This is a genomic window from Streptomyces sp. NPDC007164 (assembly GCF_040634135.1).
GTDB lineage: Bacteria > Actinomycetota > Actinomycetes > Streptomycetales > Streptomycetaceae > Streptomyces > Streptomyces sanglieri.
Genome location: NZ_JBEYFB010000072.1, coordinates 1 through 24,394, shown reverse-complemented (window position 1 = coordinate 24,394; position 24,394 = coordinate 1). Strand labels below are relative to the sequence as shown.

The window sequence follows — 24,394 nt, the reverse complement described above, 5'->3', positions numbered from 1 at the left end:
TCTGAAGCTCAAACGGCTGGCCGACCGCGGAATCCTGACCGAGACCGAGCAAGGCATGTTCACCCAGCCCCGGCCGTAGTCGACCGACGTCGCCGCGACCTTCCCGCTCGCCCCACACGAAACAAAGGATCGGGCATCAGGTCTCATACCGCCCTCTGAGATGTGGTTCGCGGTGGCCAAGCGACTTAGATAGGAGTCCCAGCACTCCCGGTGAAGGGGAGCCAGGGTGCGGGGAAGGGGCCGCAGGCGCCTCGTGGGCAGAGCAGAAATCACGCTGCGTCTCCGAGCCCCACTTCTGTACCCCGTTTGGGCTGAGGACTGTCGGACTGCATGTTGTGGTCAACGGCGATGGTTTCGAGAAGGCGACGCGTGAGACGTTCGCTGCCGTTGGCGATCGCCGTGATCGCGGCGGCGCGGACCAGGTGGGAGAGGCTGCTGATGCTGCCTCCGGTGCGTGAGTGGAGGTACTTCGCCAGTTTGGCCAGCGTGCCGGGCTCGTGCAGGTGTAGGCGGAGGGCGTCCTCCATCGTGGCGATCATTGAACGCCACTCCGTGCTGTAGGGGAAATTCGCGGTGTACTGCATTACGCACCGGGCGGCGATCTGCTTGCCACGCACGCCGGTGAACAGTCCTTCCCGTTCGACGTTGATGCCGGCGTAGACGAACGTGGCGGGAATGTGCTCGGCAAAGTGCTTGAGGTGGTCGGACAGATCCTTCCCGCTGCTGGTGGCCAGATTGATGTTGTGGATCTCGTCGACCACCACCAGGTCGCACCGCGCCTCGGTCAGGATCTCGCAGACGGCGTCGGCGATGTCCATCTCGTTGTGTCGACTCTTGAGCGGCAGTCCGAGGAAGTGCGCGAAGCGGACAGCGAGTTTGCGCGGAGAGCCGTTGGGCGGAGCAGAGATATACACGACAGGAATGCGGTCGTGGTCGGGGAAACGCTGACGGACCCGGAGTTCATGAGCCCTCCCCAATTGCTTGATGGCAGTGGATTTTCCGGTGGCCCAAGGGCCGGAGACGATCAAGCCGCGGCGGGCACTGATCTCGCGCCGGTTGACCAAGGTCAGCAACCTGCCCTGATGCAGCACCTCGCGGACTGTCGGGGTCTCCACGATGATCAGCTCAGACGTGTAGTTGACACGGCACTCGTCGTACTCGTCTCGCTCCAGCTCGGACAAATCCCGCCAGTCGCTCTCTGGCAGCAAGGTGCAGGAGAGCGGGTCGTCGTTCACAAAACGACGCCAGCTCTCCAGAGTGGTTGTCGGCATCCGCCGGTCGTCCGGCATACCGAAGTCTTTGGTGCTTACCACCACTTTTTGGCCTCCTGTCGGGCATCGAACACTCGCAATGGCACAACCTCAGCGATGGCTCCGTCGTTGTCTTCTTCCGTTTCCGGCTCTGCCTGTACGGGCGTTGGCGAAGGCGTCTCGGGACGGGGCCAGGCCGACTGGCTAGTGGCGCGGGTGCGGGCGGCTGCCCGCTCGGAGCGTCGGCTGCGGGGCCGCTTGCGAACTGGCGGGGCCTCGTTCTCCTCGACGGGGCCGGTGCCCGCCCGTTCCAGCAGATCCCCCACCGCCTCGGAGATCGCCTCCTCGGTCACTGTGGCGCTCTGCTTTTCGCGCAGGTCTCTGGAGGAGTGGTCCCAGGCCATTTCCCCGAACGGGACCGGCTGGGAAGACAACAGCCGCCAGGGGACCGTGATCCACGTGTCCTCGCGGTGCTCGTGAAGCCAGACCACACGGACGTCGTAAGGGTCGTGACGTACTTCCCACCGGTCCTTGTGATCGGTCAGCCCGGACCTCTCCCGCCGCAGCGTGTTGAGCCCGTCGCAGTCGTAGAGCCGGTGCTTGATCTTGATTCCGTAGGAGTTGACCGCCTGCCAGCGTGTCGGCAGCAACTTCAGGTAGTCCTCGGCCGACAGCGCCAGCGGCAGGTAGCCGGCCGTCTCCACGAGCGCGGCGTACTTCCCGTTCGGCGAGAACGTCCGTCCCGGGGCCAGCGGGTCTCGCAAGCCGTCATGCGGCCGGTTCTGCCACTTGGCGGTGATCCACTCCTCCAGTAGTTCCTGTAACTGCGGCAGTGACCATAGCGGCTCGTCTTCGACCCGGCGCCCGCGGTGCTCGGCCGAACGGCCGGTGTGCCCCGAGACGAATTGCGCGAACATAGTGGATACCGACCCCAGCGTGCGTTCGATGTGCGGCTTGTGCGTCGGCGTCCTGGGCGGCGCATGGATCACCTCGGTGCCGAACGCGTCGCAGGCCATGTGGAAGTTCTTCGACAAGAACGCCTTGCCACCGTCCACCACGATTGCCTCGGGAATGATCAGCGGGACTGCCGCCGCGTGCCGCAGCCGCTCGTCCAGTGCCAGCAACCGCTGGTAGGGCAGCACCGACCGCTCCATGCGCAGCGCTTTCGTCCAGCCCGGACGCATCGGCGCCGGTGTCACCGAGCGAGCCAGCAGCAAGGCAGCGTCCACCGACTTCGTCGTCGGCCGCAGCACTGCCGCGGTGACCGTGCGCGTGGCGACATCGACCAGCCCGGTCAACTCGACCCTGCCGACCACGCCCCGGTCCAGGCGAACCAACGCGTCGAACGGGGTGGAGTCGATCTACATCAACTCGCCCGGTCGGCAGACCGTCACCTGATCGAAGACGCCCTCGGGCTGGTTCGCCAGGGACCGGCGCGTCCGCGCCGACCCGGTGGTGTGACGGCCACGTTCCAGCCGCTGGAACAGCCGGTAAAACGCCGACCGCTTCGGCACCGCCTCCTGGCCGTACTTGTCCTTGACCGTCTTGCTGACACGCTCGAAGTAGTAGCTGACCGTCCGGGTGGAACCGCCCGTGGCCTGGCTCATCAACTGCTGCAACTCGTCCACGACTTCCGGCCTGAGCTTTCCGTGCACCGGCCGACGCGGCGCGTGCCGCCCGTCGACCATGCCCGCGATGCCCCGTTCCTGATGGCGGCGTCGCCGCCAGCGCATCGTGTGCGCGCTGACCGGCCGACCCAACTCCACCGACAACTCGGCGGCCTTGGACGCCTCGCGCTCGGCCAACGTCCGCGTGGCCGGGTCGTACTCAGGCCGCGGCAAGGCCCCCTGCGGGGCGTCCGGCAGCAGCCCCGTCCGCAGCTCGACCATGTGCCGGTGCCACCACAAGGCTTCCTCGGCCTGGCCGGGAGGAACGTGGTCCAGCAACCCCGTGGGCATCACCCTCCGGCTGCCGGAGCCGAGCACCTCGAAGCCGGGCGACATCATCAGCGTCGGCAGATGCATCGTGCTCGTCCCGCCCGCCTCGTCCGCGAGACGGACCAACATGCCCGACAGCCCGGCCACCGTCTGCACTGTGCCGTCGAACCGCACCCGGTCGCCAGGCCGGACCACCAACGGATTGCGCATCACCACGGCTCCACCCCCGTCCCTGACCGCCGGACCATGCAGTTGGGCCCCATGACCTGCGACTCCACCTCTGTAACCAGCGCCCCTCGCCAGAGCAGGTGGTAAAGCACCGGCAGCACCGCGACCCGGTCCCCGGCCGCCTCCGCCCCGGCGAACAGCGGCCTCGGCTCGCCGAACGCCTCCAGCAGCCGTCCCGCGGTCTCATACCGCCAACACCTGGGATGGCCGTAGCCCCGTAGCCAGCGCACGTTCGCCAGCAGAACCGGGCTGATCATCCCCACCCGCCTAAACGACCAGCCAGCCAATTCACAGACCCGCTCGGTCGCTGCGAACGCCTCGGCGTCGTCCAGCTCAATCCGGTCATCCGGACGGACATCGACCACCGTCCCGGTGCCGTCAGCAAGACGGAAGAAGAAGTCCGGGACGTGCCCCAGGCGCCCTCGGCGCGTAGGCCAAAACAGTCGGAACGGCTGCGACACCAGCCCCGTTACCTGCGGATCGAAGTCCATCAGCATCGCGTGATCACGCTCCAGCCGCGACTCACACGCGAGAGCCCTGCGCATGGTCGTCGACCAGTAATCCCGGGTCACCGACCGCTGCCCGCCGTACGCACGCACCTTCCGCACCGGCGGCAGCGTCTCGAACCTTTCCGTCCACACCGCCGACAGCGGCTCACGACGGCGAACGCGGTCCGCATCGCCGTACTCGACCTCGAAAACGCCGTGCCCTACATCGGCGAACGCCTCGACAGTCATCTGGCCCCCTCACCAGAGCGAACGCACAAGCCCTGATCACGAGAAAGCCACACAGCCCGCCAGCCAGCAACGAATCAGCGTCCAAACCGCCCCTGAGAGCGAAAACGAAGCGGGACAGACAGCAGCGAGCGACAAAACATGGCGGGACACCGAGCCCGGGTGCATGCGGCGGGCGGCAACATGCCCCGGGACGGACGGTGAACTGAACAACCTCACCCGGGACAGCGACAAGAAAGCGAGGGACAGGACAGACACAAAGCAGCTTTGATCAACCATCCCTGGCAATCGATCAACGGTCACTGTCACAGGTCGCCGTGCCCCCGGCCCAGGCATTGTCAGGCGATCGGTTCCGATATATCGTTGACGCATCGCGACAGGTTAACGATAGAAGGAGTAGAGCGATGCGTTCACATGGACACGAGCAAGAGTTCGGGTATGGGCACGGTCATGGACATGGGCACTGTGGGCCCGGTCATCCGGGGCGTGGTGACTTCGAGGGCCGGCGGGCGGCCTTCGGGCAGTTCGGGCCGCCGTTCGGTGGCGGGCCCTTCGGGGGCGGGCGGGGCCGGGGTGGCGGTCGGGGGAGGGCGCGGCGCGGTGACGTGCGTGCTTCGATCCTGGCGTTGCTGAAGGACCGGCCGATGCACGGGTACGAGATGATCCAGGAGATCGGCGAGCGCAGTGGCGGGGCCTGGCGGCCCAGCCCGGGCTCGGTGTATCCGACGCTTCAGCTGCTGGAGGACGAGGGCCTGATCGTCAGCGCGAGCGAGGGCGGCAAGAAGCTGTTCACGCTCACCGACGCCGGCCGCACCGAGGCGGAGTCGGGGTCCGAGGCGCCCTGGGAGGAAGCCGGGCGCGGCATCGACTGGGAGAGCGCCAATGAGATCCGCCAGGCCGGATTCGGTCTGATGGAGGCGTTCGGGCAGGTCTGGAAGACCGGCTCGGCGGAGCAGCGGCAGAAGGCTCTCGCGGTCATCGGTGACGCCCGTAAGAAGCTGTATCTGATCCTTGCCGACGAGCACTGAGCCCCGTGAGGCGCGGTGCCCACGGGTGTGGTGACAAGGGCCTCGCGGCCGAGCCGCGAGGTCCTTCCCGTCTGTCCGGCATGTCAGGCGGCGACGAGTCCGCCCAGTTTGCGCAGTGACTCGACGAGCGCGGCCGTCGCCGAGTCCTTGAGCTTCCCCGCCATCAGGGACACCGCCGCGCCGGTGAACTCCCCGTCGATGCGGACCGTGGTCGCATCACCCTCGGGGGTCAGTGAATAGCGCATGGCCAGGTTGACGCCCATCGGGCCCTTGCCCTTGGTGGTCAGCAGGCGCGCGGTCTCCAGCTCCGCCACCGTCCAGGTCACCTCGGCCGGGAAGCCCATGAGCTTCATGTTCTCCTCGTAGGTGGCGGCGAGTTCGAGTGTCGCCGGACCGCCCTTGGGGAAGCTGGTGTGGGTGGCGTTCCACTGGCCGTACGCGGTGAAGTCCGTCAGCTGGGCCCACACCTTCTCGGCCGGTGCTTCGATGCGTGCCTCTGCACTGACTTCGGCCATGCGACCACCCCTTCTCGGCGGGTTACGGTGTCGCGGAACGTAGCCGCAGTGACCGGAACATTCAATACTGATGAACCGTCAGATCTGTCGCCCGGTACCTTCCGCTCCCGCGCGCCAGATCAGAGCGGCGTCGAACCTGTCGAAGGCGCGGGGGTGCGGACCGTCGTCGTGGCAGTGGAACGCGGCCCAGAAGAGGTCCGCGCGCAGCGCGTCGGCCGGGGCGTGCACCCGGTACACGTACTCCCGCCCGTCGAGGGCCGGCAGGGCGACCAACCAGGACACGTCCGTGGGCTCCCTTCCGGCTGTCTCATGGGGTATGGCCTGTGGGACGTACGGAGGTGGCTTCCGGTTGCCCAGGGAGCGCGTGGCAAGGCGGCGCGCGCCCTTTCCTCCGATCGGATCCAGAAATGGCGAGATCTCATCCGCAAGGAGGAGAAACCGTTCGGGTGTGCCCAACTTGCGTGGGATGCCTGAATGGGCCGCTCCGGGGATGTATTCGTGCCGTAGGGCTGATGGAGTGAGAGATGTGCAGAACCGGACGCCGCGGATTCCCCAGCAGCCCGTACCGAACCGCGCCGAGCTCGACGCCAGACTCACGGTGGAGCTGGCCGCCGTCGTGACGGGCGCCCGCAGGCGTGCGCTGCGCGACGGTGACCGGCAGATCGACACGGCGCATCTGCTGCACTCCCTCATCGAATCGGACCCCGCGGTGCGAGCGGCCTTCGAGGGCGGACCCCAGCTCGCCAGGGTGCTCGGCTACCTCGTCCAGCGCAGTATCGGATACGGGCTCCGCTGGCAGGGCTCGGTCGAGGATTCCGGCGCCGTACCGGTCCTCCCCGACCCGGGTTCCGTCGTGCGGGGCACCGGGCTGGAGGTCTGGTCCCCGTCGGCCGCCTCGGCGATGGCCGGGGCGCTCGAACGGGCGGAGTCGCGCGGCGACGCACGGGCCGGCGGGCTCGATCTGCTCGCGGCGCTGGCCACCGACCACGAGTGCCGGGCTGTCGAGGTGCTGGTACGGGGCGGGGTCGACGCGAACATGCTCGCCGCCCGGGTCGCGGACGCCGCCGGACAGGGCGTGCCGGAGTGCGGAGGCTGACCTTCCGGGCCCGGGGGCTGGGTGGCGGTGGCCGGTCTGCGGTTCCGTATTCGGGGGTGAGCATGTCAGGGGTCACCTGGATGACGCTCCTGACCACAGCTGTCATGATGGGCCGATGCACGCGTCTCAGGGGAGAAGCGCCGGCCTGGGACTAGCCCTGGCCTCGGCGTTCGCATTCGGTGGTTCAGGGGTGGCGGCCAAGCCGCTGATCGAGGCGGGGCTCGATCCGCTCCACGTGGTGTGGCTACGTGTGGCGGGTGCGGCCCTGGTCATGCTGCCGTTTGTCTGGCGCCACCGGGACCTGGTGCGCAGCCGGCCGGTCCTGCTGCTCGGCTTCGGGCTGCTAGCCGTCGCGGGTGTGCAGGCCTTCTACTTCGCCGCGATCTCCCGGATCCCCGTCGGGGTCGCGCTTCTCGTCGAATACCTGGCGCCCGCGCTCGTGCTCGGCTGGGTCCGGTTCGTCCAGCGCAGGCCGGTCACCCGGCGGGCCGCGGTCGGTGTGGTGCTCGCTGTCGGCGGGCTGACGTGCGTGGTCGAGATCTGGTCGGGGCTGAGCTTCGACCTGGTCGGACTGCTGCTGGCGCTCGGCGCCGCCTGTTGCCAGGTCGGCTACTTCGTTCTCTCGGACCAGGGAGGTGCGGACGGGGCGGGCGGAGCGGACGGCGTCGAACCGCCGCATCCGGTCGGTGTGATCGCCTACGGGCTGCTGATCGGCGCGGCCGTTCTCACCGCGGTCGCGCAGCCCTGGGGTATGGACTGGTCGGTGCTGGGCGGCACGGTGGGCATGGACGGTACGGATGTTCCGGCCTGGACGCTGCTTGTCTGGATCGTGCTGCTGGCAACCGTGATCGCGTACGTCACCGGGGTGATCGCGGTGCGGCTGCTCTCTCCCGCGGTGGCCGGCGTCGTCGCCTGCCTGGAGGCGGTCATCGCCACGGTGCTCGCCTGGGTGTTGCTCGGCGAGCACCTGTCGGCGCCGCAGCTCCTCGGTGGTGCCATGGTGCTGATCGGCGCCTTCATCGCCCAGTCCTCGACACCGCGGACACCGCGGACACCTGCGGGGCCCGTCGTGCCGGGATCCGGTGCGGCGGTGGCCGACGGGCCGGACGGCGGCCGGGCTGTTGCCGAGGGGGAACTGTCCGCCGGCCGTGCCGCGATGTGACGTGCCGCGATGTGGCGTGATGCTTTACGTCGTCGAAAACGACCGTGGGCGTAGCGGTTCGGGCGGCCCGGTGCCGACGAGGCTGGTGTCGACATGACACCAACGGATCACACGGTCGGGTGAACTCCTGCTCCGTGCCCTCGGCCGTGACCTCCGCCGACCGACGTCGGCCCCGCCTGATTTCCGTCCCGTCCCGCCCCTCGCTGTCCCGTCGGCCGTGGTGTGTCACAGCTCGGTGATGTACTCCGGCACACCGATGGCGGGGTCGAGGTCGTCCGCGGGGAGCGGTGTCTCGTAGCCGCGGGCGAGCGGGACGACGCCGGCCCAGTGGGGGAGCGTGAGGTCGCGGGCTTCGTCGTTGGGGCCGCCCGTACGGATCTTGGCGGACACCTCCCGCAGGTCCAGCCGGATCACCGCGGTCGCGGCCAGCTCCTTCTCGTCGGCGGGCCGGGAATCGGCGGAACGGCCGGGCACCACGTGGTCGACGATCGCATCGAGGGCGGTGCGCCGCTCCTCGGGGTCGGTGACCGTGTGCGCGACGCCATGGACCACCACGGAGCGGTAGTTGATCGAGTGGTGGAAGGCGGAACGGGCCAGCACCAGCCCGTCGACATGCGTCACCGTGAGGCACACGGGCAGGCCGGGGTCGGTGCGACCCGCCTCGCGCAGCGGCCTGGAGCCCGTCGAGCCGTGTACGTAGAGCCGGTCGCCGATCCGGCCGAAGAGCGTCGGCAGCACCACAGGCGCGCCGTCACGGACGAAGCCGAGGTGGCAGAGGTACGCCTCGTCCAGTATCGCGTGGACCACTTCCCTGTCGTAGGAAGCCCGTTCGCGGGAACGGGTCGGGACGGTGCGCTCGGTCGGCGCGTAGCCGGCAGCGGTGTCCGGGGCCGTGGGCTGCGGCGATGCGGTGTCCGACATTGCGTACTCCATTGCACTAGTGCATAATGTGGTTTGTGCTAGGAGAGTATCGGATTGTTGGGCGGCGTGCATCGGAAATTGCCGCCAGTGTCGAGCGCGGAGTCGGCTCCGGTGAGCTCGAACCGGGTCAAGTGCTGCCTCCTATGCGGGAGTTGGCAGATCGTCTGGGGGTGAACCCGAATACGGTGGCGGCCGCCTACCGCACGCTCCGTGAGCGCGGGGTGATCGAGACGGCCGGGCGCCGGGGCAGCAGGGTGCGGCCGCGCCCCGCGAGCACGGCGCGGGGCTCGCTCCGGGTCGAGGCGCCGACGGGCGTGCGGGACCTGGGCGCGGGCAACCCCGATCCGGTACTGCTGCCCGCGCTGGGGGATGCCTTTGCGGCGGTCGCGGGGGAGTACGGGCGGGAGCCCGGGATGTACGGACAGGCGCCGGTGGACCCGGAGTTCGCCGCGCTCGCCCGCGCCGCACTGGACGCCGACGGAGTGCCGGCCGGGCCCGTGGTCGTGACCTCCGGATCGCTGGACGCGATCGAGCGGGTCCTGGTCGCGCAGCTCAGACCCGGTGACGTGGTCGCCGTCGAGGACCCGGGCTGGGGCAGCATGCTGGATCTCGTACCGGCGCTGGGGCTGCGTCCGGTGCCCGTCGCGGTCGACGACGAGGGGCCGGTTCCCGGTGCCGTCGAGAACGCGCTGAGCGCCGGTGCCCGCGCGCTCGTGGTCACCGACCGCGCGCAGAACCCGACCGGCGCGGCCATCGGCGCCGCACGCGCCCTGGAACTGCGCGGAGTCCTCGCCGGTCACCGCGATGTCCTGCTGATCGAGGACGACCACGGGCACGGGTTCGTCGATCTGCCACTTCATCCGCTGGCGGGCACCACGGACCGCTGGGCCTTCGTCCGTTCCGTCGCCAAGGCGTACGGGCCGGACCTGCGGGTCGCCGTGCTGACCGGCGATCCGGTCACGGTCGACCGGGTGGCGGGGCGCCAGGGGCTGGGCCCCGGCTGGGTCAGCAGGCTGCTGCAACGGGTCGTGGTGCACCTGTGGACCTCGGGCGCCGTGGACCCGGAGGAGGTGGCGCGGGCGTACGCGGAGCGGCGGGACGGCCTCGTCCGGGCGCTGGCGAAGCGGGGCGTGGTGGCCCGCGGACGCAGCGGGATGAACGTGTGGGTGCCGGTCGGCGACGAGACCGGCGCCGTGACGAGGCTGCTGCACGCGGGTTGGGCCGTGGCGCCCGGGGCGCGGTTCCGGATGGCCGCGCCCCCGGGAATCCGGCTCACCGTCTCGTCGCTCGCCGAGGACGAGATCGGACCCCTGGCGGATGCGGTGGCGGCAGCGGCGGGTCCGGTGAAGCCGCTGGCCTACGGGTGATTGACGGTCCAGGCCTCGGATCCGGCTCAGTCGCTGGATGCCCTGCTGCTCACGGCCGGGCCGCCCCGGGCCCTGCTTTGGGTGAGGGCGGCGCCTGCCAGGACCACGAAAGCCCCCACTGGAGTGTTCCAGCTCAGCTGCTCGCCGAGCACGGCCACTCCGGCGGCCGTGGCGATGACCGGGATGAAGTACGTGACCATCTGCGCGGTCGTCGGTCCGACCTCCTCCACCAGGCCGTACTGCAGCAGGACCGCGAGGCCGGTGCCGAGCGCCCCGAGGGCGACCACGGCCAGGGTCGGCAGCAGCGGGAAGCCGTCGGGGGCCGAGGTGAACAGCGGGGTCACCAGGGCGATCTGCGCCGTGCCCAGGAACAGCTGGCTGCCGGTGAGCGCCAGCGTCGACGAACCGCTGCCCGCCAGCGTCCTGCGGACGTAGATCCAGCCGATCGGATAACTGAGGGAGGCGAGCAGGGCCATCGCCGTGCCGCCGAAGTCCAGCCCGGAGAAGCCCTGCCAGGCACCCAGTACGGTCAGAACGCCGAGAAAGCCGAGCCCGAGTCCGGCGACCCGGCGACGGGTCGGCCGGTCCTCGGAGAGCGCGACGAGCGACAGCGCCATGCCCCACAGGGGTGAGGTCGCGTTGCAGATGCCTGCCAGCGTCGAGGGAATCGTCAGCTCGGCGTAGGCGAAGAGCGAGAACGGAAGCGCGTTCAGGAAGAACGCGGCGACGGCCAGGTGCCCCCATGTGCGGGCGCCGCGGGGCAGCCGCTCACGGCGCACCACCATCGCGACGGCCAGCACCGCCGTGCCCGACAGCAGGCGGCCCAGGGTGACCTGGAACGGGGCGTACCCCTCGGTGCCGACCTTGATCAGGAGGAAACTGAAGCCCCAGATGAGCGACAGTGCCCCGAACCGGATCCGCCAGTCCAGCGCCGGGCGGGCGGCGGGCCCGGAAGCGGCCGCCACCGCGGTGCCCGTGCTGGATCCCCCGGCCGTCGGCCCGGCACCGGCGGTGGACTCGGTGGGAGAGATGGCACTCGGCGTGGCAGTGGCGCTCATGGACCCAACTATGACGAACCGGATCACGTAGAACAAGCGAGACTTTGTGCGAGGCTCTGCGTAGCATTGCTTACATGTTGAATCTGGAGCGCCTGCGCACCCTGGACGCACTGGCCCGGCACGGCTCCGTGAGCGGTGCCGCCGAGGGGCTGCATGTGACCACGTCCGCGGTCTCCCAGCAGATGGCGAAGCTGGAGCGGGAGGTGGGGCAGCAGCTCCTGGCCAAGAACGGGCGCGGGGTCCGGCTCACCGACGCCGGCCGGCTGCTCGCCGACCACGCGGCCCGGATCCTGTCCCAGGTCGAGCTGGCCCAGTCCGACATCGAGGCGCAGCGCGGTGAGGTGGTGGGCGAGATCGGACTCTCCGCCTTTCCGACCGCGGCGCGCGGGCTCTTCCCCGCGGCGCTCCTCGCGCTGCGCCGGGACCACCCCGAATTGCGCGTGCGTACCCGGGAACTGGAGCCCGAGGACGGAATCCGCGCGGTGATCAGGGGCGACATCGACCTCGCCGTGGTGCTGGACTGGAGCAACAAACGGCTGCCCGTGCCCGCAGGCCTGGCCAAGGCCGAACTCCTGGACGACGCACCGGACGTCGCGATGCCGGCCGGTCATCGGCTCGCCGGCCGGGACGAGGTGGACCTGGAGGAATTCGCCGAGGACGACTGGGTGTCCTGGCCCGAGGGCGAGTTCTGCTACGACTGGCTGATGTTCACCCTCCGCTCGAAGGGCATCGAACCGCGCATCGCGCACCTGGCGGGTGAGCACCACACCCAACTCGCTCTGATCGCCGCCGGAATGGGGGTCTGTGTGGCGCCGCGACTGGGCCGCGGTCCAGTACCGGACGGCGTGCGGCTCGTGCCCGTACGGCAGAAGATGCGGCGCCACGTCCATGCCGTCTGGCGTACCGATGCGGACCGGCGCCCTTCGATCAGGGCGGCGGTGACGGCCCTGCGCGCAGCCGGGCGGGAGCTGGGCACACCGTAGACCCCGGCGTGTCTCAGGCGGTGGGCGGAGCCGCGAGCTTCCGGAAGTCCCAGGAGGTGACGGCCTGCGGTGTCAGCCGCAGCCAGGCGTGCCGGCCGTCGTGCGGCATGGTGCCCATCCCGAAGTACTTCGCCGCGAACAGCCTTTCGGGCACGTCGAGTTCGGGGCACTGCTCGCCGGTGCGCGGTGCCTCGCCGACGGGGACGGCCTCGCCGGAGAGTTCGATGCCACGCAGATCCGCGTACTCCACCCCGTCGTCCACCACCACCGCGATCCTCGGGTCCTGGCGCAGCTGGGACCAGCGCAGGCTGCGGGTGATCGAGTACAGCCAGAGCGAGGCGCCGTCCCAGGTGAACCAGAGGGCGCCGACATGCGGGTGGCCGTCCGCGGACACGGTGGCCACGCGGCAGGTGCGCTGTTCGGCGAGATAGGTGTCGAGTTCGGCGTCCGTCATCATGATCCGACGGCCCCGTCGCTGTATGGCGGCCATGGGGCGCCTCCTCCCATTGTCTGACTGTGTGTCAGAAATCATGGGGGGTCTTCCCTCGTCGCGCAATGGCCGTTAACCTCGCGCGCCCGGTCCGCCGCAGAAAGGGGCAGCCGTGCCGTCGAAGAATCAGCTCGTCGAGCAGCTCGATCCGGCCACCACCGTGCTTCTGACGGTCGAATGCCAGCAGGGGGTCGTGGGCCCGGGGAGCGCACTGCCCGAACTGGCCGGCGAGGCCCGGTCCTCCGGCGCTCTGCACCGGGTCGCCCGGCTGGTCGCGGCCGCGCACGAGGCCGGGGTCCAGGTGCTGCACGCGGTGGCCGAACGCCGCCCCGACGGGCGGGGCGCCAACAGCAACGCCCGGCTCTTCCGGGCCGCCGGCCGGTTGCCCGTGCAGCAGCACTGCGGCACCACGGCGGTACGGATCGCCGCGCCGATCGAAGTGGCCGACGAGGACCTCGTCGTACGCAGGCTGCACGGCCTCTCGCCCATCGCCGGCACCGATGTGGACGCGCTGCTGCGCAACCTCGGCTGCCGGACCCTCGTGGTCACCGGGGTCTCGGCCAATGTGGCCGTCCCCAACGCCGTGTTCGACGCGGTGAATCTGGGCTACACGGCGGTGGTGCCCTCCGACGCCATCGCGGGAGTGCCGGCCGACTACACCCCCGCCATGATCCGCAACACGCTGGCCCTCGTCGCCACCGTCACCACCACCGACGAGGTGCTGGGCTGCTGGCTGGGCCGCGCCTCGCGCGGGGTCCGGTCCTGACGGAGGGGCCCCTGCTGTACCACTCCGGCGGTGCCGGAAGCGGTCAACTCGTCGCGGCGCGTCTGGCCGCGGCCAGGATCGCCTCCACGGCCGGTCAGTGCGGTGGTCGCCGGAAGCCGGTTCTGGACCTGCCAGGTGGCCTCCGCGATGCGGCGCACTGTGTCCCCTGCCAGGGCTCCGCCCCGGGGGCCTCGCCGATCTCGTCGAGCGCGAGCTCGATGGCGCGCTCGCACAGCGCGAGCAGCAGCTTGTCCTTGTCGCGGAACAGCCGGTAGAGGACGGACACGTCCAGATCGAGCTCCTGGGCGAGCTTGCGCATGGGGAGCCCGGGGGCCCCGTCCCGCTGCGCGAGCTCGACCGCCGCGTTCACGGCGGCCTCCTCCGGGCATCCGCCCGCTCGTCGCCCGGCGCGGCACCGAGCACGGAAGCGGCCTGGGCAAGAACCGCTGGGTCGTCGAAGCGGCCTTCGCACCTCTGCGCTGGTTCCGCCGGCTGCGTATCCGCCGGGAAATCCGCGCCGACATCCACCGGCCTTCCTCACCCTCGGCCGCGCAATCACCTGCTGACGACGCCTCAAAAACGGTGCTGAACCGAGCCCTCAGCCCGAACCGCCGACCAGTGCCTCGCCGAGCGGGGTGCGCCGGTAGAGCACCGACCGTCCGGACCGGGCGCGGACGAGCAGCCCCGCGCCTCGCAGGATGGCGAGGTGGTCTCCTACCGCGCCGGGTGCCATGGCGAGGCTTCGGGCGAGGTGACTGGTGCTGGCCGGGGCGTCCAGTGCCACCAGCAGCCGGGCTCGGGCCCGGCCGACCAGAGCGGTCAGCGCGTCCGGTCGGGGGGCGGTCTCCTGTTCGCCCCACAGGGCGGCGGTGCCGCGGGCACGATAGACCAAGGTCCTGGGCCAGGGGTCTTCCAGGTGGGCGCCGATATGCCCGACGAAGACCGAAGGGATCAGCAGTAGCCCGTCGCCGGCGAGGCGGACTGTTCCGCCTCGGAAGAAGCCGATCTCGATACCGCCGGCGCGCCAGGCGATGCCCGGGTGCAGGCTCTCGATGGTCGTGGCCCATCCGTGTTCGCCGATCACACCCACCCGGTGCACGACATCGCGCTCACAGATCGCTCGCAGTTGCGGCCAGTCCGCGGCGAGCAGCTCGTGCCACGCCTGGTCCATCGCCTCGGCGATCCTGGGGACGGCGTCCGTCGAGTCCAGCACTGCGCGTACGCGGGGATCACGGGCGGACGGGCCGGTCGCGGTGGTGGCGAATTCGTGGCGAGCCGCTTCCAGCGGTGTGGCCCGGATCATGGCCAGGTCGTCTGCCCAGGTCTGGTTGAGGCCGCGCGGGGGCGGGGCGACGAAGTTCGGTCCGCCTTGCGGCGTCTGCAGAGCGAGGGCGGCGTTCAGTTCGGTCTCGCGGCGAAGCCGTTCGAAGACTGGCAGGAGCCGGGTGGCCCAGGCTCGCGGCAGCGGCCGGTCCTGGCCGGCGAGCGAGCGCAGCAGCAAGCAGAGGTCCAGCGCGGGCGACAGTGCGAAGCGGCTGCGCAGCAGGTCCTCGACGGAGACTTCGAAGCGGAGCACCCTGCCAGGCTACCGCGCGACGTCTGTTTTGATTCGTCCAGCGACGAATCATTGGTGAGTGGCGTGGGCGCACGGCGAGGCTGGGCGTCATGACCCCAACCGCCGAACCCGCGCAGGTCAACCACCGTGCCACCTACCGGGAGGTGCTGGCCGAGCCGCGATTCCGGCTGCTCTTCTCGACCCGCGCCGTCGCGATCATCGCGGGCTCGCTGCGGATCACCACGTTCTCGGTGCTGATCTTCGCGGCCACCGGCTCCGCGCTGTTGAGCGCACTGGCCTTCGGCATCGGCTTTCTCCCGCAGTTGTTCGGCTCGCTGCTGCTGGGCTCACTGGCCGACCAACTGCCGCCCCGCGCGCTCATCGTCAGCGGCTATGCCCTGGAGTGCGCCGTCGCCCTGCTGCTCGCCCTGGTGCGGATGCCGACCGCGGCAAGCCTCGGTGTCATGGCGCTGGCCGCCCTCGTCACACCGGTGTTCAGCGGCGCGTCGAGCCGGCTGGTCGCCCAGTGGCTGGAGGGCGACGCCTATGTACTGGGCCGTTCACTGAACAACATCGCTGCCTCCGGCGCACAATTGCTCGGTCTGGCGCTGGGAGGTGCGGCCGTCGCGGTACTCGGCCCGCACCGGGCGCTCGCGGTGAGCGCCGCCCTCTGCCTCGGCTGCGCGCTCGCTGTCCGCTTCCGGCTGCCCCGGCTGCAGCCGGGAGAGTTCGGCGGCACACCCGGCAGCTCTCGGGGCGATGGCGGGGCCGTCCGGGCGAGCCTGCACGGTGCCGGCCTGCTGTTGCGCGAACGCACGGTGCGACGACTGATGCTGGCCCAGTGGCTACCATGCGCGTTCGTAGCGGGCGCGGAAGGCCTGATCGTCGCCTACGCGGGAGGCCGCCACTTCGCGCCCGGCTGGTACGCGGTGCTGATGGGATGTCTGCCGGTCGGCATGCTTGTCGGCGACCTGCTGGTGGGTCGACTGCTACGGCCACCCACCCGGGAGCGACTGGTGGTCCCGTTGATCGCGCTGATGGGACTGCCGCTGGTCGGCTTCGCCGCCGAGCCCGGAGTGGGCGTCTCGTCCTGTCTGCTGCTGCTCTGCGGCTTCGGATTCGCCTACGGACTCGGCCTGCAACGGCCGTTCCTGGACGCCCTGCCGCAGGATGGCCAGGGCCAGGCCTTCGGTCTGCTCGGCTCCGGCAGCATGACGCTGCAGGGCGTCGGGCCGGCCTGCTTCGGCTCGGTGGCCGCAGCCATCGGAACAGGCGGCGCAATCGCTCTGGCAGGCGGCGCGGCGGCGCTGACCGCCGGCTGGATCGTCACCTGGCACCCGCCCACCTCCCCGGTCCCCGTCCCGAACTGCTCAACGGGATCGGAGAACGGCACCGAACAGCATGCTGAAGTCCTCCCGCAGACAACGCCCCAATATCTGCCGTAGCTTGATCCGTCACCTGCGGGGACATTCTCCGGCCGCCACGTGAAGCGGCCCTGTTGTCCATGGCACGGGGAAGCGGTGCCCACCGTCGTACAGTTGCCGGCGGAAGAGGCGTTGACCGTCCGCGCGACGGCGGACGTTTCTCGACTCGCTCGGCAACCCGAGCCGAAGAACCTGCGCCGCTGCTGCAAGCCGTCGCCGGACGCCATCGTCGAACTCACCAGCCTGCTCGCACCCGGCGACACACGCCGAGGCGGCGGCACGTAACCGAGCCGGCGGCACGTATCCGAACCGGCCGACCCGTCGATCCTGATCACCCGACCGATCCGAAACCACCGAGCCCTGGAGCTGACATGGCTGACCTGATCGTGCCCGACCCCGTCACGCGGGACATTCTCGCCATCTTCGAAAACGTGCGATTCCGGCTGTTCGAGCGTGTGAAGGACCTGACCGACGCCGAGTACCGCTGGGAGCCGGTGAGCGACTGCATCAGCATCCGCCCCGGCGACGACGGCGTCTTCCGCGTCGCCACGCTGATTCCGGAATCGAGTCCGGAGGCACCGGACCCCTTCACGACGATCGCCTGGCGCATCTGGCACATAGGCAGCCTCTGCCTGCGCGGCTATGTGATCCACTTCTTCGAGGACGCCCCCGAGTTCGGCGACCGCCACGAATGGCCGGGCACCGCGAAAGAGGGCGTCCAGGCGCTCGCCGAGGACTGGGAGCACTTCATCTCCCGCATCGCGGCCCTCGGCGACGAGCGCCTGCTGGCACCGATAGGCATGGGCCCCGGCGGTTGGGCCGATGAGACCTATCTGAAGCTCGCGCTGCACGCTCTGAAAGAGGTCACACACCACGGCGGCGAGATCGGCCTGCTGCGCGACCTGTACCTGCGCGAAGGCGTCTGATTTCGGAGGCGGGCGACCCTGTCCGGCGGCCCTGTGCCGCCGGACAACGGCCGGGGTCAGCAGCCATCTCCATCCTCCCGGTCAGGCCACCGTCCCGGGAACGTGGCGAAACGGTGCTCCCTCCGTCTCCGGACGGACGGAGCAGCCGTCCCGGTGAAGGCGGAAGCCGGCTTCTTCTGCCCCACCTCCATCACAACAGGAGTGTCACCGCCGAGTACCGCGCGACCGACACCACTGACGGGGGCACGCGCATCCGATTGCCGCTGGACGAACTGCTGCCTGTCGACCTGGGCTACCCGTCCGCGGCTCCCTTCTGGTTCAAGGCCCGGGTCGGCTCGCGGTGGGCAGCGCGGGCAGCCGCCGGCTCCGCGTCCCGCTCCTCCAGCCGCGCCGCCGGCTCGGTGCTCGCCTGCTCCGGGCGGGAGACCTGACGCTGAAGTTCCTCCTGATCGGCGGGGCACCGAGCCCCGATTCCCGCCATGCCTGCTCGCCCATCAGCTCGGAGAGCCGTCGTTCCAGGCGCCGGGTCCGGGTGACGAGTCGGGTGTTGCGGGCGTGTGTGTTGGCGAGGCCGGCCTGAAGGGAGGCCAGGCCGACCGGGGGCCCGCCTGCCGGTCCGATGCGGAGGGCTGGAGTTCGGCGGCGTGGAAGAGGGCGGGCAGGTCGCGGCACCAGTGGTGTCAAGGTGTTCGGCCGCGTCGTCGCACCGGCGCACGGTGCCCGCGTGACGATCTGTCCGCTGACGCGGCTCAGCGCGACGGCCCTGCTCATCGGAGGGTGCCGGCTCGCCCTCGGATTCGTCCATCTCCTCCGGCTCACCCGGGGGTTCCGGCGGCCCACTCCCGAACTGGGCATGAGCGACGGCTCGGCGCGGACGGCCGGGGACAGGCCGGAGCGGATGGTGGAGGCCCTACACCACCGGGGCGGTGCGATCAGGGTGCGAGCGTGATCGCACCGCCCGAGACCGTGATCGTCCTGGCGGGCAGTGGTTCGGTGGCGGGGCCGTGCTTCACCGCGCCCGTCGCCGCGTCGAACCTGCTGCCGTGACAGGGGCAGTCGATGGTGCCGTCCGATACGCGCGACACCGTGCATCCCCGATGGGTGCACTTCGACGAGAACGCCTTGAACTCGCCGGCCTTCGGCTGCGTCACCACCACACCCCGGTCGGCGAAGACCTTTCCGCCGCCCTCGGGGATGTCGGCCGTCCGCGTCAGTGCGGCGCCGCTGCCGTCCGTACCACTGTCGGCCGGCTCGACCACGTCCGAACCGCCCGAGTCCTTCTCGTTGCCGCAGGCGGTGAGTAGGGCAGCCACCGAGGCGGCCCCGGCCGCAGCGACAACGGCCCGCCGCCCGGGACGGCCCTCGTGATTCTGCGTTGTGCTCATACCGGCTCTTCCTTTCCACGGTGTTCACGACTTCGGTGTTTGCGACTCCGGTGTACGACCGGGGGTACGCGCGGCGGGGCCCCCGTGTTCAACACCCAGGGACTTCTTGAGGAAGTCCCGCTCCAGCAGCAACAGACTGCCCGCCGCCGGCCCGGCGACCCGGTGACCGGCCCCGGACAGCGGCAGCACCGTGTGCGGCCGGCCCGCGGCCAGCAGCGCGGCGGAGAACCGCAGCATGTGGGCGACCGCCACGTTGTCATCGGCAAGTCCGTGCATCAGCATGAGCGGGCGGGTCAGCCCGGCCGCCTCCAAGAGCAGTGAGCTGCGCTCGTAGTTCTCCGGCAGCACATCCGGGTGGCCCAGGAAGCGTTCCTCCCAATGGGTGTCGTAGAGACGCCGGTCGGCCGGCGCGGCACCGGCCACCGCGGCGTGGAAGACCTCCGGGTGCCGCAGCACGGCGGCAGCGGCGAGATATCCGCCGAACGACCAGCCGCGTACGGCGACCCGGGCCGGGTCCAGTGCGGAACACCGCTCGGCGGCCGCGTGCAGCGCGTCGATCTGGTCGCCGAGGACGACCGTCAGCCGGTCTCCGTGCACCGACTTCTCCCAGGCCTCACCACGCCCCGGAGTGCCCCGGCCGTCCGTGACCAGCACCGCGAACCCCTGCTCGGCGAACCACTGGGACACCGCGGCCCACCAGGCACGCACCTTGAGGACCACCTGCATCCCGTGGCCGGCGTACGGGTTGAGCAGCACGGGCAGCGGACCGTCGCCCGGCCGGTGCCACGACGGCAGATACAGCCGGCTGCGCAGCTCCCGCTTCCCGAGGCTCAGCGCCGCGGGCCTCGGTACGACCAGCGGAGTCTCGGCGAGGACCGCGATCCGGCCCACCGGCGCTCCGTCCCGCAGCACGGTGACCGTCTGCCCCTGAGGGGTCCTGCTGTCCAGCACCATGGTGGGGCCGCCGACCACGGCCGTGTGCACACCGGGGGCCTCGCTGACGCGCACGGGAACGGGGCCGGGAACGGGGACGGGAACGGGGACGGCGGTGGTGGCACCGGGTGGTGTCGCCGCGTACGACCAGAGATGGACCTCGGTCGGCTCCTCGCTCGCGGTGAAGAACACCCGGTCGCCGCTGGATCCGACCACCTCGCGGACCTCCAGCCCCACAGGCGTCTGCGGACCGTCGAACGCCAGCCCCTGACTGTCGCCGCCCGGCCGCGCGGGAACGACGAGCGTGCCGGAGGGGAGCCGCAACGGCGTGCCGGGCCGCAGAGCGACCCACGCCCTGTCGTGGGCGCGGCTCAGGACCCGTGTCCCGCCCGTGCCGGGATCGACCGCGAGCACGTACACCGAACGCTGGTCGCGCGTCTGTACGGAGACCAGCGGCCCGTGCCCGTCCCACGCCGCCGACACCACGTACTCGAACGACCGGTCCGTCCACGCACCCCCGGGATGGTCCGCGTCCGCCTCGCGCGGCAGCCGGACCGCGAGCCGCTCCCCGGACAGCCGCACCAGGTGCAGCGAAACCCCGGCGTTCGCCGTGCCCGCCGCCGGATACGCCATCTCGCGCGGCGGCCGCTCCGGATGGGCCGGATCGCTGATGTACCGGCGCGGCACCATCGAGGTGTCCACCCGCGCCACCAGCAGCGCATCGCTCCCCGGCGACCACCAATAGCCGCGCGAGCGGTGGATCGACTCGGCCGACACGTGGTCGGACAGCCCGTACGTCACCCGGTCGCCGTCCGGGGCGGCGAGCACCCGGTCGTCCGTCCCCTCCGCCGTGACGACCCGCAGTGCGCCGCCGGACACGTACGCGATCAGTGTGCCGTCCGGCGAGGGGCGGGGATCGACCACCGGACCGGCGGTCCGGATCCGGCGCGGCGGGCTCCCGTCCGTCCGCACCACCCGAAGTCCGCCGCCGAGCGCGAAGGCGGCGAGCTGCACCTGTGCGTCGGTCGCGTACGACACCACACCCGACGAGGTCTCTCCCGCCCGTTCACGGTGGACCAGCTCCTCGGGCGGCACGCGGTCGCCCGCCTCGTCGCCGAGCCCGTCCCCGAGCGGATCGGCGAGCAGCCGCTCAGTACCGTCCTCGTACAGCCAGAGCCGGCTGACCGGATCCGTACCGGAGGTGGACCGCAGGAAGAGCACCCGTGCGCCGTCCGGGGAGACGGTGAAGCCGCGGGGCACCCCGAGCGAGAACCGGTGGGTCCGCCCGAACTGCTCGGGGAACCCGTCGGTGTCCCGCGTCGTGTCGTCGGAGGAGGCATCGTTCGTCGGATTCATGGCGACACCATGACAGGCGTGGCCGGCCACCGGGCAGGCATGGCCGGGCTCCACGGGAGGTGAGCCGTGCAGCGGTGTGCCGGAACTTCCGTGCCGTACACGCGTCAGCCCGGGCGTGATCACCACTGCCCTGCCGTCCGGGAGCCGTCGGCCCGCGGCCGGCATCGAGGCGGACGAGGCCGGGCGCGGACTGTCAGAGGCGTCTGCCACGCTGAATGGCATGACACTGAGCAGTTTCAGCGACCTTGAGCAGGCCGTTCGCAGGAGTTGGGGCGCGGACACCACGACACCGGAACACCGGCCGGAGTGGACCCGGGACAATCCGGCGCGCGATCAGTGCGGCGTCACCGCGCTCGTGGTGCACGACCTGCTGGGCGGTGATCTGATGCGCGGCGAGGTCCATGTGGACGGCGAGCGAGTGGACTACCACTGGTGGAACCGGCTGGGCATGGGCGTCGAAGTCGATCTCACCCGCGAGCAGTTCGGCCCGGAGGAGATCGTCGTCGGCGGAGAGGTGATCGTACGGCCTGCCGAGATCGTGCGGCTGCGTGCGGAGTACGAGCTGCTGCGCGGCAGAGTCCTGGCGGAGCTGAGCCGGCGGTAGCCGGCGCCGGACCGGATCAGTGTGCTGTCAGCGACGGGGCGGGAGTGATGTCTTCGAGGAGGGTTCTGTCCACCGAGTCGCTCACGGCAGGACTCCATGAGCCGTCTTCGACACCTGGGCCGGGTCCGGAGGGTCCGGAGTGCCGTGTGCGTCGGACGGCGCGGGTGTGTCGCCGCGAGCGGCGTCGAGCACGGCGCCGCGCCTGGTGAGTGTGCCGCTCTCCAGGCCCAGTTCGCGTTCGGCCGTACTGACGGCCATCCGCGTGACCACCTCCGGGCGGTCCGCGGCCCCGGTATTGGCGTGTGCGCCGAGGCCGTCGATGACGACCAGAATCTGAATGGTCGTCACATATGGGTCGGCGGTGCGGAATTCGCCGCAGTCGACGCCGTCACGGACGAGTGCCTCCAGCCGGCCCCGCCACAGCGCCTCCTGGTGGCCGACCCGGTCCCGGAGGGCGGGGCGGTAGCGGCTGAGGTGCCGGGCGTTGATCCACAGCCGGCTGATGTCGTGGTACGCGGCGCCCGTCGCCAGCGCGAAGAAACGGGCGAGCCGGTCCGTGGGCGATTGCGTAGCCGGGTCCGCCGGGAGCAGGGTGTTCAGCTCGGACCCGGCGGCGGTGCCGAACGCCTCGGCCACCAGGTCCTCGACCACCGGGAAGTAGTGGCTGATGAGACCGGGGCGGACGCCGAGCTCTTCGCCGATCCGGCGCAGTGTGATGCACTCCAGCCCTTCGGTCAGGGCGATGGCCGCCGCCGCGTCGACGATTTCCGCACGCCGGTCCGCCGGGGACTTCCGGATCCGCTTCCGCTGAGGGCTTGACGACATACCGGCGATGCTATTGACAGTGCGACCAACGGGCAACCAGTGGACCAGTGGACCAGTGGATTGGTGGATCGGTGGACCGAAGACCGCAGCGATCCGAAGCCGCAGGAACCTGAAGCCCGCAGGAACCCGAAGGCCGCAGCAATCAGCCCCCGAGCCGCCGCCACAACTGCCGATCGGGGCGGGACACGGACCCTAGCGTCGATTCCCGCAAGCCATCACCGATGCCATGGAGGACAGGGATGAACAACAGCATGCGTACGGCGGCCGCTGCCGCGGCCCTCGTTGCCGGTCTCGTCACGGTGGGCGGTACCACCGGTGCCGCCGCTGCCGAGCGTCCGGAACGGATCACCAGCCAGGAGCAGCTCGCCAGAAGCATCGCGCAGGCGGTCGCGGCCGAGCAGCAGAAGGGCGCCGTCACCGACGGTGTCATCGGCGGCATGGTGGTCAACTCGACCGGCACGCGTTCCTGCTGACGAATCGGAGGTGAGCACCGTGGACAGCACTGCGGACGTTGCCCGGGACGGGCGGGAAAGCCCCCTCAGATGGTGTCCGAGCGGTGATGCGAGCCGCCCGGAGAGCGTTGTTCTCGGCGTGCGGTCCGGGGAGCGTGACCAGGTCGCCTACCTGGCCGAACCCGTACCCGCCGCCGATGTTCTCGGCAGCATCCCGGAGGGGATCGCCCCCAACCGGGTGCTCCGGTTCGCCTCGCACTGCGTGTCGGACTGCGCGAACCGGGTCGGCGAGGCCTGCGGGCTGATCGAACGCATCACGACCGTGCCGGCCGAGCCAGGACCGGCCGCGGTGCCGCGGTGCCACCTCCGCCCGCACTGCAAGTGGTGGAACCAGGTCGGTGTCGAGGCCTGCCACCGCTGCCCCGCCCTCACGACACTGGAGCCCCGCGACGACGAACTCGCCGTTCTCGTCGCGGACCCGGCGACCACGCGTGAACAATTGGAGAGCTGGATCGCCGCAGCCCCATGAGCGGATACCGTTCACGGAGCCGGTCGCGTACCGGACCGAGAACATGAGAGAAGGGATGTCGTGGACAACTGGATACGGTGCTTCCGCCCGGCCCCCGACGCCGCAGCACAGTTGCTGTGCTTCCCGCACGCAGGTGGTTCGGCCAGTGGCTACATGTCGCTGTCGACCCAGGTCGCGGGGACCGCGGAAGCACTGGTCGTGCAGTACCCCGGCAGGCACGACCGCATCGCCGAGCCGTTCGCCGAACGGCTCGGCGATGTCGTGCACGCGGTACTGGGCTCGCTCTCCGAGGGCGGGGGCCGTCCGCTGATTCTGTTCGGCCACAGCATGGGCGCGCTCCTGGCGTACGAGACCGCACGGCAGCTCGCGGCCGAGGGGCGCGAGCCCGCGGCGCTGTTCGTCTCGGGCAGTGAGGGCCCGTCGCTGCCGCGGCGCGTACGGCTGCCCGACCGGCCCAGCGACGCCGACCTGATCGGGGAGATGCGGCTGCTGTCCGGCACGGACGACGAACTGCTGACCCATCCGGAGATCCTCGAACTGGCGCTGCCCCCGCTGCGCGCCGACTACGCCATGCTGTTCTCCCGCGTCCACGTTCCCGGGCCGCCGCTGTGCTGCCCGGTCGTCGCGCTGACCGGCGACAACGACCCCCGGGTCACCGTCGAGGGCGTGCAGGCGTGGGAGCGGGAGACCGAGGGGCCCTTCGAGCGGCACGTACTGCCCGGCGGCCACTTCTTCCTGGGCGACCACCTGCCGCTCGTCGCGGATCTCATCGCCGGGTACGTGCCCGGACGAGCGGTCCGTACGGGCGTCTGACACCGCACAGCACGGCGCACAGGGCTTGGGCCCCGACCCGGAAGGGGTCGGGGCCCA

28 protein-coding genes and 1 pseudogene are annotated in these 24,394 nt (G+C 70.6%); 15 read left to right on the top strand and 14 right to left on the bottom strand.

Annotation, left to right across the window (positions count from 1 at the left end):
• Positions 1-269: 269 nt before the first annotated feature.
• Genes ABZ622_RS38910 through ABZ622_RS38895 form a run of 4 tightly spaced genes read right to left on the bottom strand, consistent with a single transcriptional unit; the run spans position 270 to position 4,152 of the window.
• Positions 270-1,316 (bottom strand): TniB family NTP-binding protein, encoded by a 1,047-nt coding sequence (locus tag ABZ622_RS38910; RefSeq protein ID WP_360551623.1) that lies wholly within the window; start codon positions 1,314-1,316, stop codon positions 270-272.
• Entirely contained in the window at positions 1,307-2,566 is a 1,260-nt protein-coding gene (locus tag ABZ622_RS38905; RefSeq protein WP_360551621.1) for an integrase, read from the bottom strand. The genes ABZ622_RS38910 and ABZ622_RS38905 overlap by 10 nt, the downstream gene beginning before the upstream one ends.
• Before the next feature lie 45 nt (positions 2,567-2,611).
• Positions 2,612-3,361 carry a hypothetical protein gene (locus tag ABZ622_RS38900; protein ID WP_360551619.1) on the bottom strand — a complete coding sequence of 250 codons (750 nt, stop codon included), beginning with the start codon at positions 3,359-3,361 and terminating at the stop codon, positions 2,612-2,614.
• 35 nt (positions 3,362-3,396) lie between these two features.
• On the bottom strand, positions 3,397-4,152 hold the full coding sequence (locus ABZ622_RS38895) for a TnsA-like heteromeric transposase endonuclease subunit (protein WP_360551617.1): 756 nt from the start codon (positions 4,150-4,152) through the stop codon (positions 3,397-3,399).
• A 401-nt stretch (positions 4,153-4,553) separates the two neighbouring features.
• Here ABZ622_RS38895 and ABZ622_RS38890 point away from each other — a divergent pair, with 401 nt between their 5' ends.
• Positions 4,554-5,177, top strand: coding sequence for a PadR family transcriptional regulator (locus ABZ622_RS38890; RefSeq protein WP_360551615.1), 624 nt, complete (start codon positions 4,554-4,556; stop codon positions 5,175-5,177).
• Between the two features lie 83 nt (positions 5,178-5,260).
• On the opposite strand, the gene ABZ622_RS38885 is transcribed toward ABZ622_RS38890, so the two are convergent.
• Both ABZ622_RS38885 and ABZ622_RS38880 read right to left on the bottom strand, forming a co-directional pair.
• Positions 5,261-5,692: an SRPBCC family protein gene (locus tag ABZ622_RS38885; protein WP_360551613.1), complete on the bottom strand. Its 432-nt coding sequence runs from the start codon at positions 5,690-5,692 to the stop codon at positions 5,261-5,263.
• A gap of 78 nt (positions 5,693-5,770) precedes the next feature.
• Entirely contained in the window at positions 5,771-5,974 is a 204-nt protein-coding gene (locus tag ABZ622_RS38880) for a hypothetical protein (RefSeq protein ID WP_360551611.1), read from the bottom strand.
• A 244-nt stretch (positions 5,975-6,218) separates the two neighbouring features.
• Between ABZ622_RS38880 and ABZ622_RS38875 the strand changes: the two genes are divergently transcribed.
• Complete coding sequence (locus tag ABZ622_RS38875; RefSeq protein WP_360551609.1) at positions 6,219-6,788, top strand: Clp protease N-terminal domain-containing protein; 570 nt, start codon at positions 6,219-6,221, stop codon at positions 6,786-6,788.
• Positions 6,789-6,903: 115 nt separating this feature from the next.
• Positions 6,904-7,950, top strand: coding sequence for an EamA family transporter (locus ABZ622_RS38870; RefSeq protein ID WP_360551607.1), 1,047 nt, complete (start codon positions 6,904-6,906; stop codon positions 7,948-7,950).
• Positions 7,951-8,175: 225 nt separating this feature from the next.
• Here ABZ622_RS38870 and ABZ622_RS38865 read toward each other — a convergent pair whose 3' ends face one another.
• Positions 8,176-8,871: a pyridoxamine 5'-phosphate oxidase family protein gene (locus ABZ622_RS38865; protein WP_360551605.1), complete on the bottom strand. Its 696-nt coding sequence runs from the start codon at positions 8,869-8,871 to the stop codon at positions 8,176-8,178.
• Positions 8,872-8,906: 35 nt separating this feature from the next.
• Here ABZ622_RS38865 and ABZ622_RS38860 point away from each other — a divergent pair, with 35 nt between their 5' ends.
• Positions 8,907-10,238 (top strand): aminotransferase class I/II-fold pyridoxal phosphate-dependent enzyme, encoded by a 1,332-nt coding sequence (locus tag ABZ622_RS38860; protein ID WP_360551603.1) that lies wholly within the window; start codon positions 8,907-8,909, stop codon positions 10,236-10,238.
• A 26-nt stretch (positions 10,239-10,264) separates the two neighbouring features.
• Here the strand turns inward: ABZ622_RS38860 and ABZ622_RS38855 are convergent, their stop codons facing one another.
• On the bottom strand, positions 10,265-11,296 hold the full coding sequence (locus tag ABZ622_RS38855) for a DMT family transporter (protein WP_360551601.1): 1,032 nt from the start codon (positions 11,294-11,296) through the stop codon (positions 10,265-10,267).
• A gap of 74 nt (positions 11,297-11,370) precedes the next feature.
• Between ABZ622_RS38855 and ABZ622_RS38850 the strand changes: the two genes are divergently transcribed.
• Positions 11,371-12,279 (top strand): LysR family transcriptional regulator, encoded by a 909-nt coding sequence (locus ABZ622_RS38850; RefSeq protein WP_360551599.1) that lies wholly within the window; start codon positions 11,371-11,373, stop codon positions 12,277-12,279.
• A gap of 13 nt (positions 12,280-12,292) precedes the next feature.
• On the opposite strand, the gene ABZ622_RS38845 is transcribed toward ABZ622_RS38850, so the two are convergent.
• On the bottom strand, positions 12,293-12,769 hold the full coding sequence (locus ABZ622_RS38845; RefSeq protein WP_360551597.1) for a pyridoxamine 5'-phosphate oxidase family protein: 477 nt from the start codon (positions 12,767-12,769) through the stop codon (positions 12,293-12,295).
• A 112-nt stretch (positions 12,770-12,881) separates the two neighbouring features.
• On the opposite strand from ABZ622_RS38845, the gene ABZ622_RS38840 reads away from it, so the two are divergent.
• Positions 12,882-13,535, top strand: coding sequence for a cysteine hydrolase (locus tag ABZ622_RS38840; RefSeq protein WP_360551595.1), 654 nt, complete (start codon positions 12,882-12,884; stop codon positions 13,533-13,535).
• Between the two features lie 94 nt (positions 13,536-13,629).
• Here the strand turns inward: ABZ622_RS38840 and ABZ622_RS38835 are convergent, their stop codons facing one another.
• Positions 13,630-13,905, bottom strand: coding sequence for a helix-turn-helix domain-containing protein (locus ABZ622_RS38835; RefSeq protein ID WP_360551593.1), 276 nt, complete (start codon positions 13,903-13,905; stop codon positions 13,630-13,632).
• A gap of 14 nt (positions 13,906-13,919) precedes the next feature.
• On the opposite strand from ABZ622_RS38835, the pseudogene ABZ622_RS38830 reads away from it, so the two are divergent.
• A pseudogene (locus ABZ622_RS38830) lies at positions 13,920-14,101 on the top strand (IS5/IS1182 family transposase); the annotation flags it as partial.
• Between the two features lie 32 nt (positions 14,102-14,133).
• Here ABZ622_RS38830 and ABZ622_RS38825 read toward each other — a convergent pair.
• A complete protein-coding gene (locus ABZ622_RS38825; protein WP_360551591.1) occupies positions 14,134-15,111 on the bottom strand; it encodes a winged helix-turn-helix domain-containing protein in 978 nt (325 codons plus the stop codon).
• 89 nt (positions 15,112-15,200) lie between these two features.
• Between ABZ622_RS38825 and ABZ622_RS38820 the strand changes: the two genes are divergently transcribed.
• The 4 genes from ABZ622_RS38820 (at position 15,201) to ABZ622_RS38805 (ending at position 18,389) form a co-directional block, all read left to right on the top strand.
• Positions 15,201-16,535: an MFS transporter gene (locus tag ABZ622_RS38820; RefSeq protein ID WP_360551589.1), complete on the top strand. Its 1,335-nt coding sequence runs from the start codon at positions 15,201-15,203 to the stop codon at positions 16,533-16,535.
• Between the two features lie 350 nt (positions 16,536-16,885).
• Entirely contained in the window at positions 16,886-17,440 is a 555-nt protein-coding gene (locus ABZ622_RS38815; RefSeq protein WP_360551587.1) for a DinB family protein, read from the top strand.
• 257 nt (positions 17,441-17,697) lie between these two features.
• Positions 17,698-17,871 (top strand): hypothetical protein, encoded by a 174-nt coding sequence (locus ABZ622_RS38810; protein ID WP_360551585.1) that lies wholly within the window; start codon positions 17,698-17,700, stop codon positions 17,869-17,871.
• Positions 17,872-18,164: 293 nt separating this feature from the next.
• Positions 18,165-18,389 carry a hypothetical protein gene (locus ABZ622_RS38805; RefSeq protein WP_360551583.1) on the top strand — a complete coding sequence of 75 codons (225 nt, stop codon included), beginning with the start codon at positions 18,165-18,167 and terminating at the stop codon, positions 18,387-18,389.
• Here the strand turns inward: ABZ622_RS38805 and ABZ622_RS38800 are convergent.
• Entirely contained in the window at positions 18,373-18,825 is a 453-nt protein-coding gene (locus tag ABZ622_RS38800; RefSeq protein ID WP_360551581.1) for a Rieske (2Fe-2S) protein, read from the bottom strand. The genes ABZ622_RS38805 and ABZ622_RS38800 overlap by 17 nt on opposite strands.
• 24 nt (positions 18,826-18,849) lie before the next feature.
• Positions 18,850-21,114: a prolyl oligopeptidase family serine peptidase gene (locus ABZ622_RS38795; RefSeq protein ID WP_360551579.1), complete on the bottom strand. Its 2,265-nt coding sequence runs from the start codon at positions 21,112-21,114 to the stop codon at positions 18,850-18,852.
• Positions 21,115-21,334: 220 nt separating this feature from the next.
• On the opposite strand from ABZ622_RS38795, the gene ABZ622_RS38790 reads away from it, so the two are divergent.
• Positions 21,335-21,718 carry a hypothetical protein gene (locus ABZ622_RS38790; RefSeq protein ID WP_360551577.1) on the top strand — a complete coding sequence of 128 codons (384 nt, stop codon included), beginning with the start codon at positions 21,335-21,337 and terminating at the stop codon, positions 21,716-21,718.
• A gap of 81 nt (positions 21,719-21,799) precedes the next feature.
• Here ABZ622_RS38790 and ABZ622_RS38785 read toward each other — a convergent pair whose 3' ends face one another.
• Positions 21,800-22,543, bottom strand: coding sequence for a TetR family transcriptional regulator C-terminal domain-containing protein (locus ABZ622_RS38785; RefSeq protein ID WP_360551575.1), 744 nt, complete (start codon positions 22,541-22,543; stop codon positions 21,800-21,802).
• A gap of 239 nt (positions 22,544-22,782) precedes the next feature.
• Here ABZ622_RS38785 and ABZ622_RS38780 point away from each other — a divergent pair, with 239 nt between their 5' ends.
• The 3 genes from ABZ622_RS38780 to ABZ622_RS38770 all read left to right on the top strand — a co-directional run bounded on the left by ABZ622_RS38780 (position 22,783) and on the right by ABZ622_RS38770 (position 24,337).
• Entirely contained in the window at positions 22,783-23,016 is a 234-nt protein-coding gene (locus ABZ622_RS38780) for a hypothetical protein (protein WP_360551573.1), read from the top strand.
• Between the two features lie 118 nt (positions 23,017-23,134).
• A complete protein-coding gene (locus tag ABZ622_RS38775) occupies positions 23,135-23,524 on the top strand; it encodes a hypothetical protein (protein WP_241196415.1) in 390 nt (129 codons plus the stop codon).
• A 60-nt stretch (positions 23,525-23,584) separates the two neighbouring features.
• Positions 23,585-24,337, top strand: coding sequence for an alpha/beta fold hydrolase (locus ABZ622_RS38770; RefSeq protein WP_360551571.1), 753 nt, complete (start codon positions 23,585-23,587; stop codon positions 24,335-24,337).
• The last annotated feature ends 57 nt before the right edge of the window (positions 24,338-24,394 follow it).

Excerpts from the sequence above, each read along its gene's own strand:
- ABZ622_RS38895 (WP_360551617.1), bottom strand. The coding sequence starts at position 4,152 with ATGACTGTCGAGGCGTTCGCCGATGTAGGGCACGGCGTTTTCGAGGTC.
- ABZ622_RS38890 (WP_360551615.1), top strand. The coding sequence starts at position 4,554 with ATGCGTTCACATGGACACGAGCAAGAGTTCGGGTATGGGCACGGTCAT.
- ABZ622_RS38885 (WP_360551613.1), bottom strand. The coding sequence starts at position 5,692 with ATGGCCGAAGTCAGTGCAGAGGCACGCATCGAAGCACCGGCCGAGAAG.
- ABZ622_RS38870 (WP_360551607.1), top strand. The coding sequence starts at position 6,904 with ATGCACGCGTCTCAGGGGAGAAGCGCCGGCCTGGGACTAGCCCTGGCC.
- ABZ622_RS38865 (WP_360551605.1), bottom strand. The coding sequence starts at position 8,871 with ATGTCGGACACCGCATCGCCGCAGCCCACGGCCCCGGACACCGCTGCC.
- ABZ622_RS38855 (WP_360551601.1), bottom strand. The coding sequence starts at position 11,296 with ATGAGCGCCACTGCCACGCCGAGTGCCATCTCTCCCACCGAGTCCACC.
- ABZ622_RS38850 (WP_360551599.1), top strand. The coding sequence starts at position 11,371 with ATGTTGAATCTGGAGCGCCTGCGCACCCTGGACGCACTGGCCCGGCAC.
- ABZ622_RS38845 (WP_360551597.1), bottom strand. The coding sequence starts at position 12,769 with ATGGCCGCCATACAGCGACGGGGCCGTCGGATCATGATGACGGACGCC.
- ABZ622_RS38820 (WP_360551589.1), top strand. The coding sequence starts at position 15,201 with ATGACCCCAACCGCCGAACCCGCGCAGGTCAACCACCGTGCCACCTAC.
- ABZ622_RS38815 (WP_360551587.1), top strand. The coding sequence starts at position 16,886 with ATGGCTGACCTGATCGTGCCCGACCCCGTCACGCGGGACATTCTCGCC.
- ABZ622_RS38800 (WP_360551581.1), bottom strand. The coding sequence starts at position 18,825 with ATGAGCACAACGCAGAATCACGAGGGCCGTCCCGGGCGGCGGGCCGTT.
- ABZ622_RS38795 (WP_360551579.1), bottom strand. The coding sequence starts at position 21,114 with ATGAATCCGACGAACGATGCCTCCTCCGACGACACGACGCGGGACACC.
- ABZ622_RS38790 (WP_360551577.1), top strand. The coding sequence starts at position 21,335 with ATGACACTGAGCAGTTTCAGCGACCTTGAGCAGGCCGTTCGCAGGAGT.
- ABZ622_RS38785 (WP_360551575.1), bottom strand. The coding sequence starts at position 22,543 with ATGTCGTCAAGCCCTCAGCGGAAGCGGATCCGGAAGTCCCCGGCGGAC.
- ABZ622_RS38780 (WP_360551573.1), top strand. The coding sequence starts at position 22,783 with ATGAACAACAGCATGCGTACGGCGGCCGCTGCCGCGGCCCTCGTTGCC.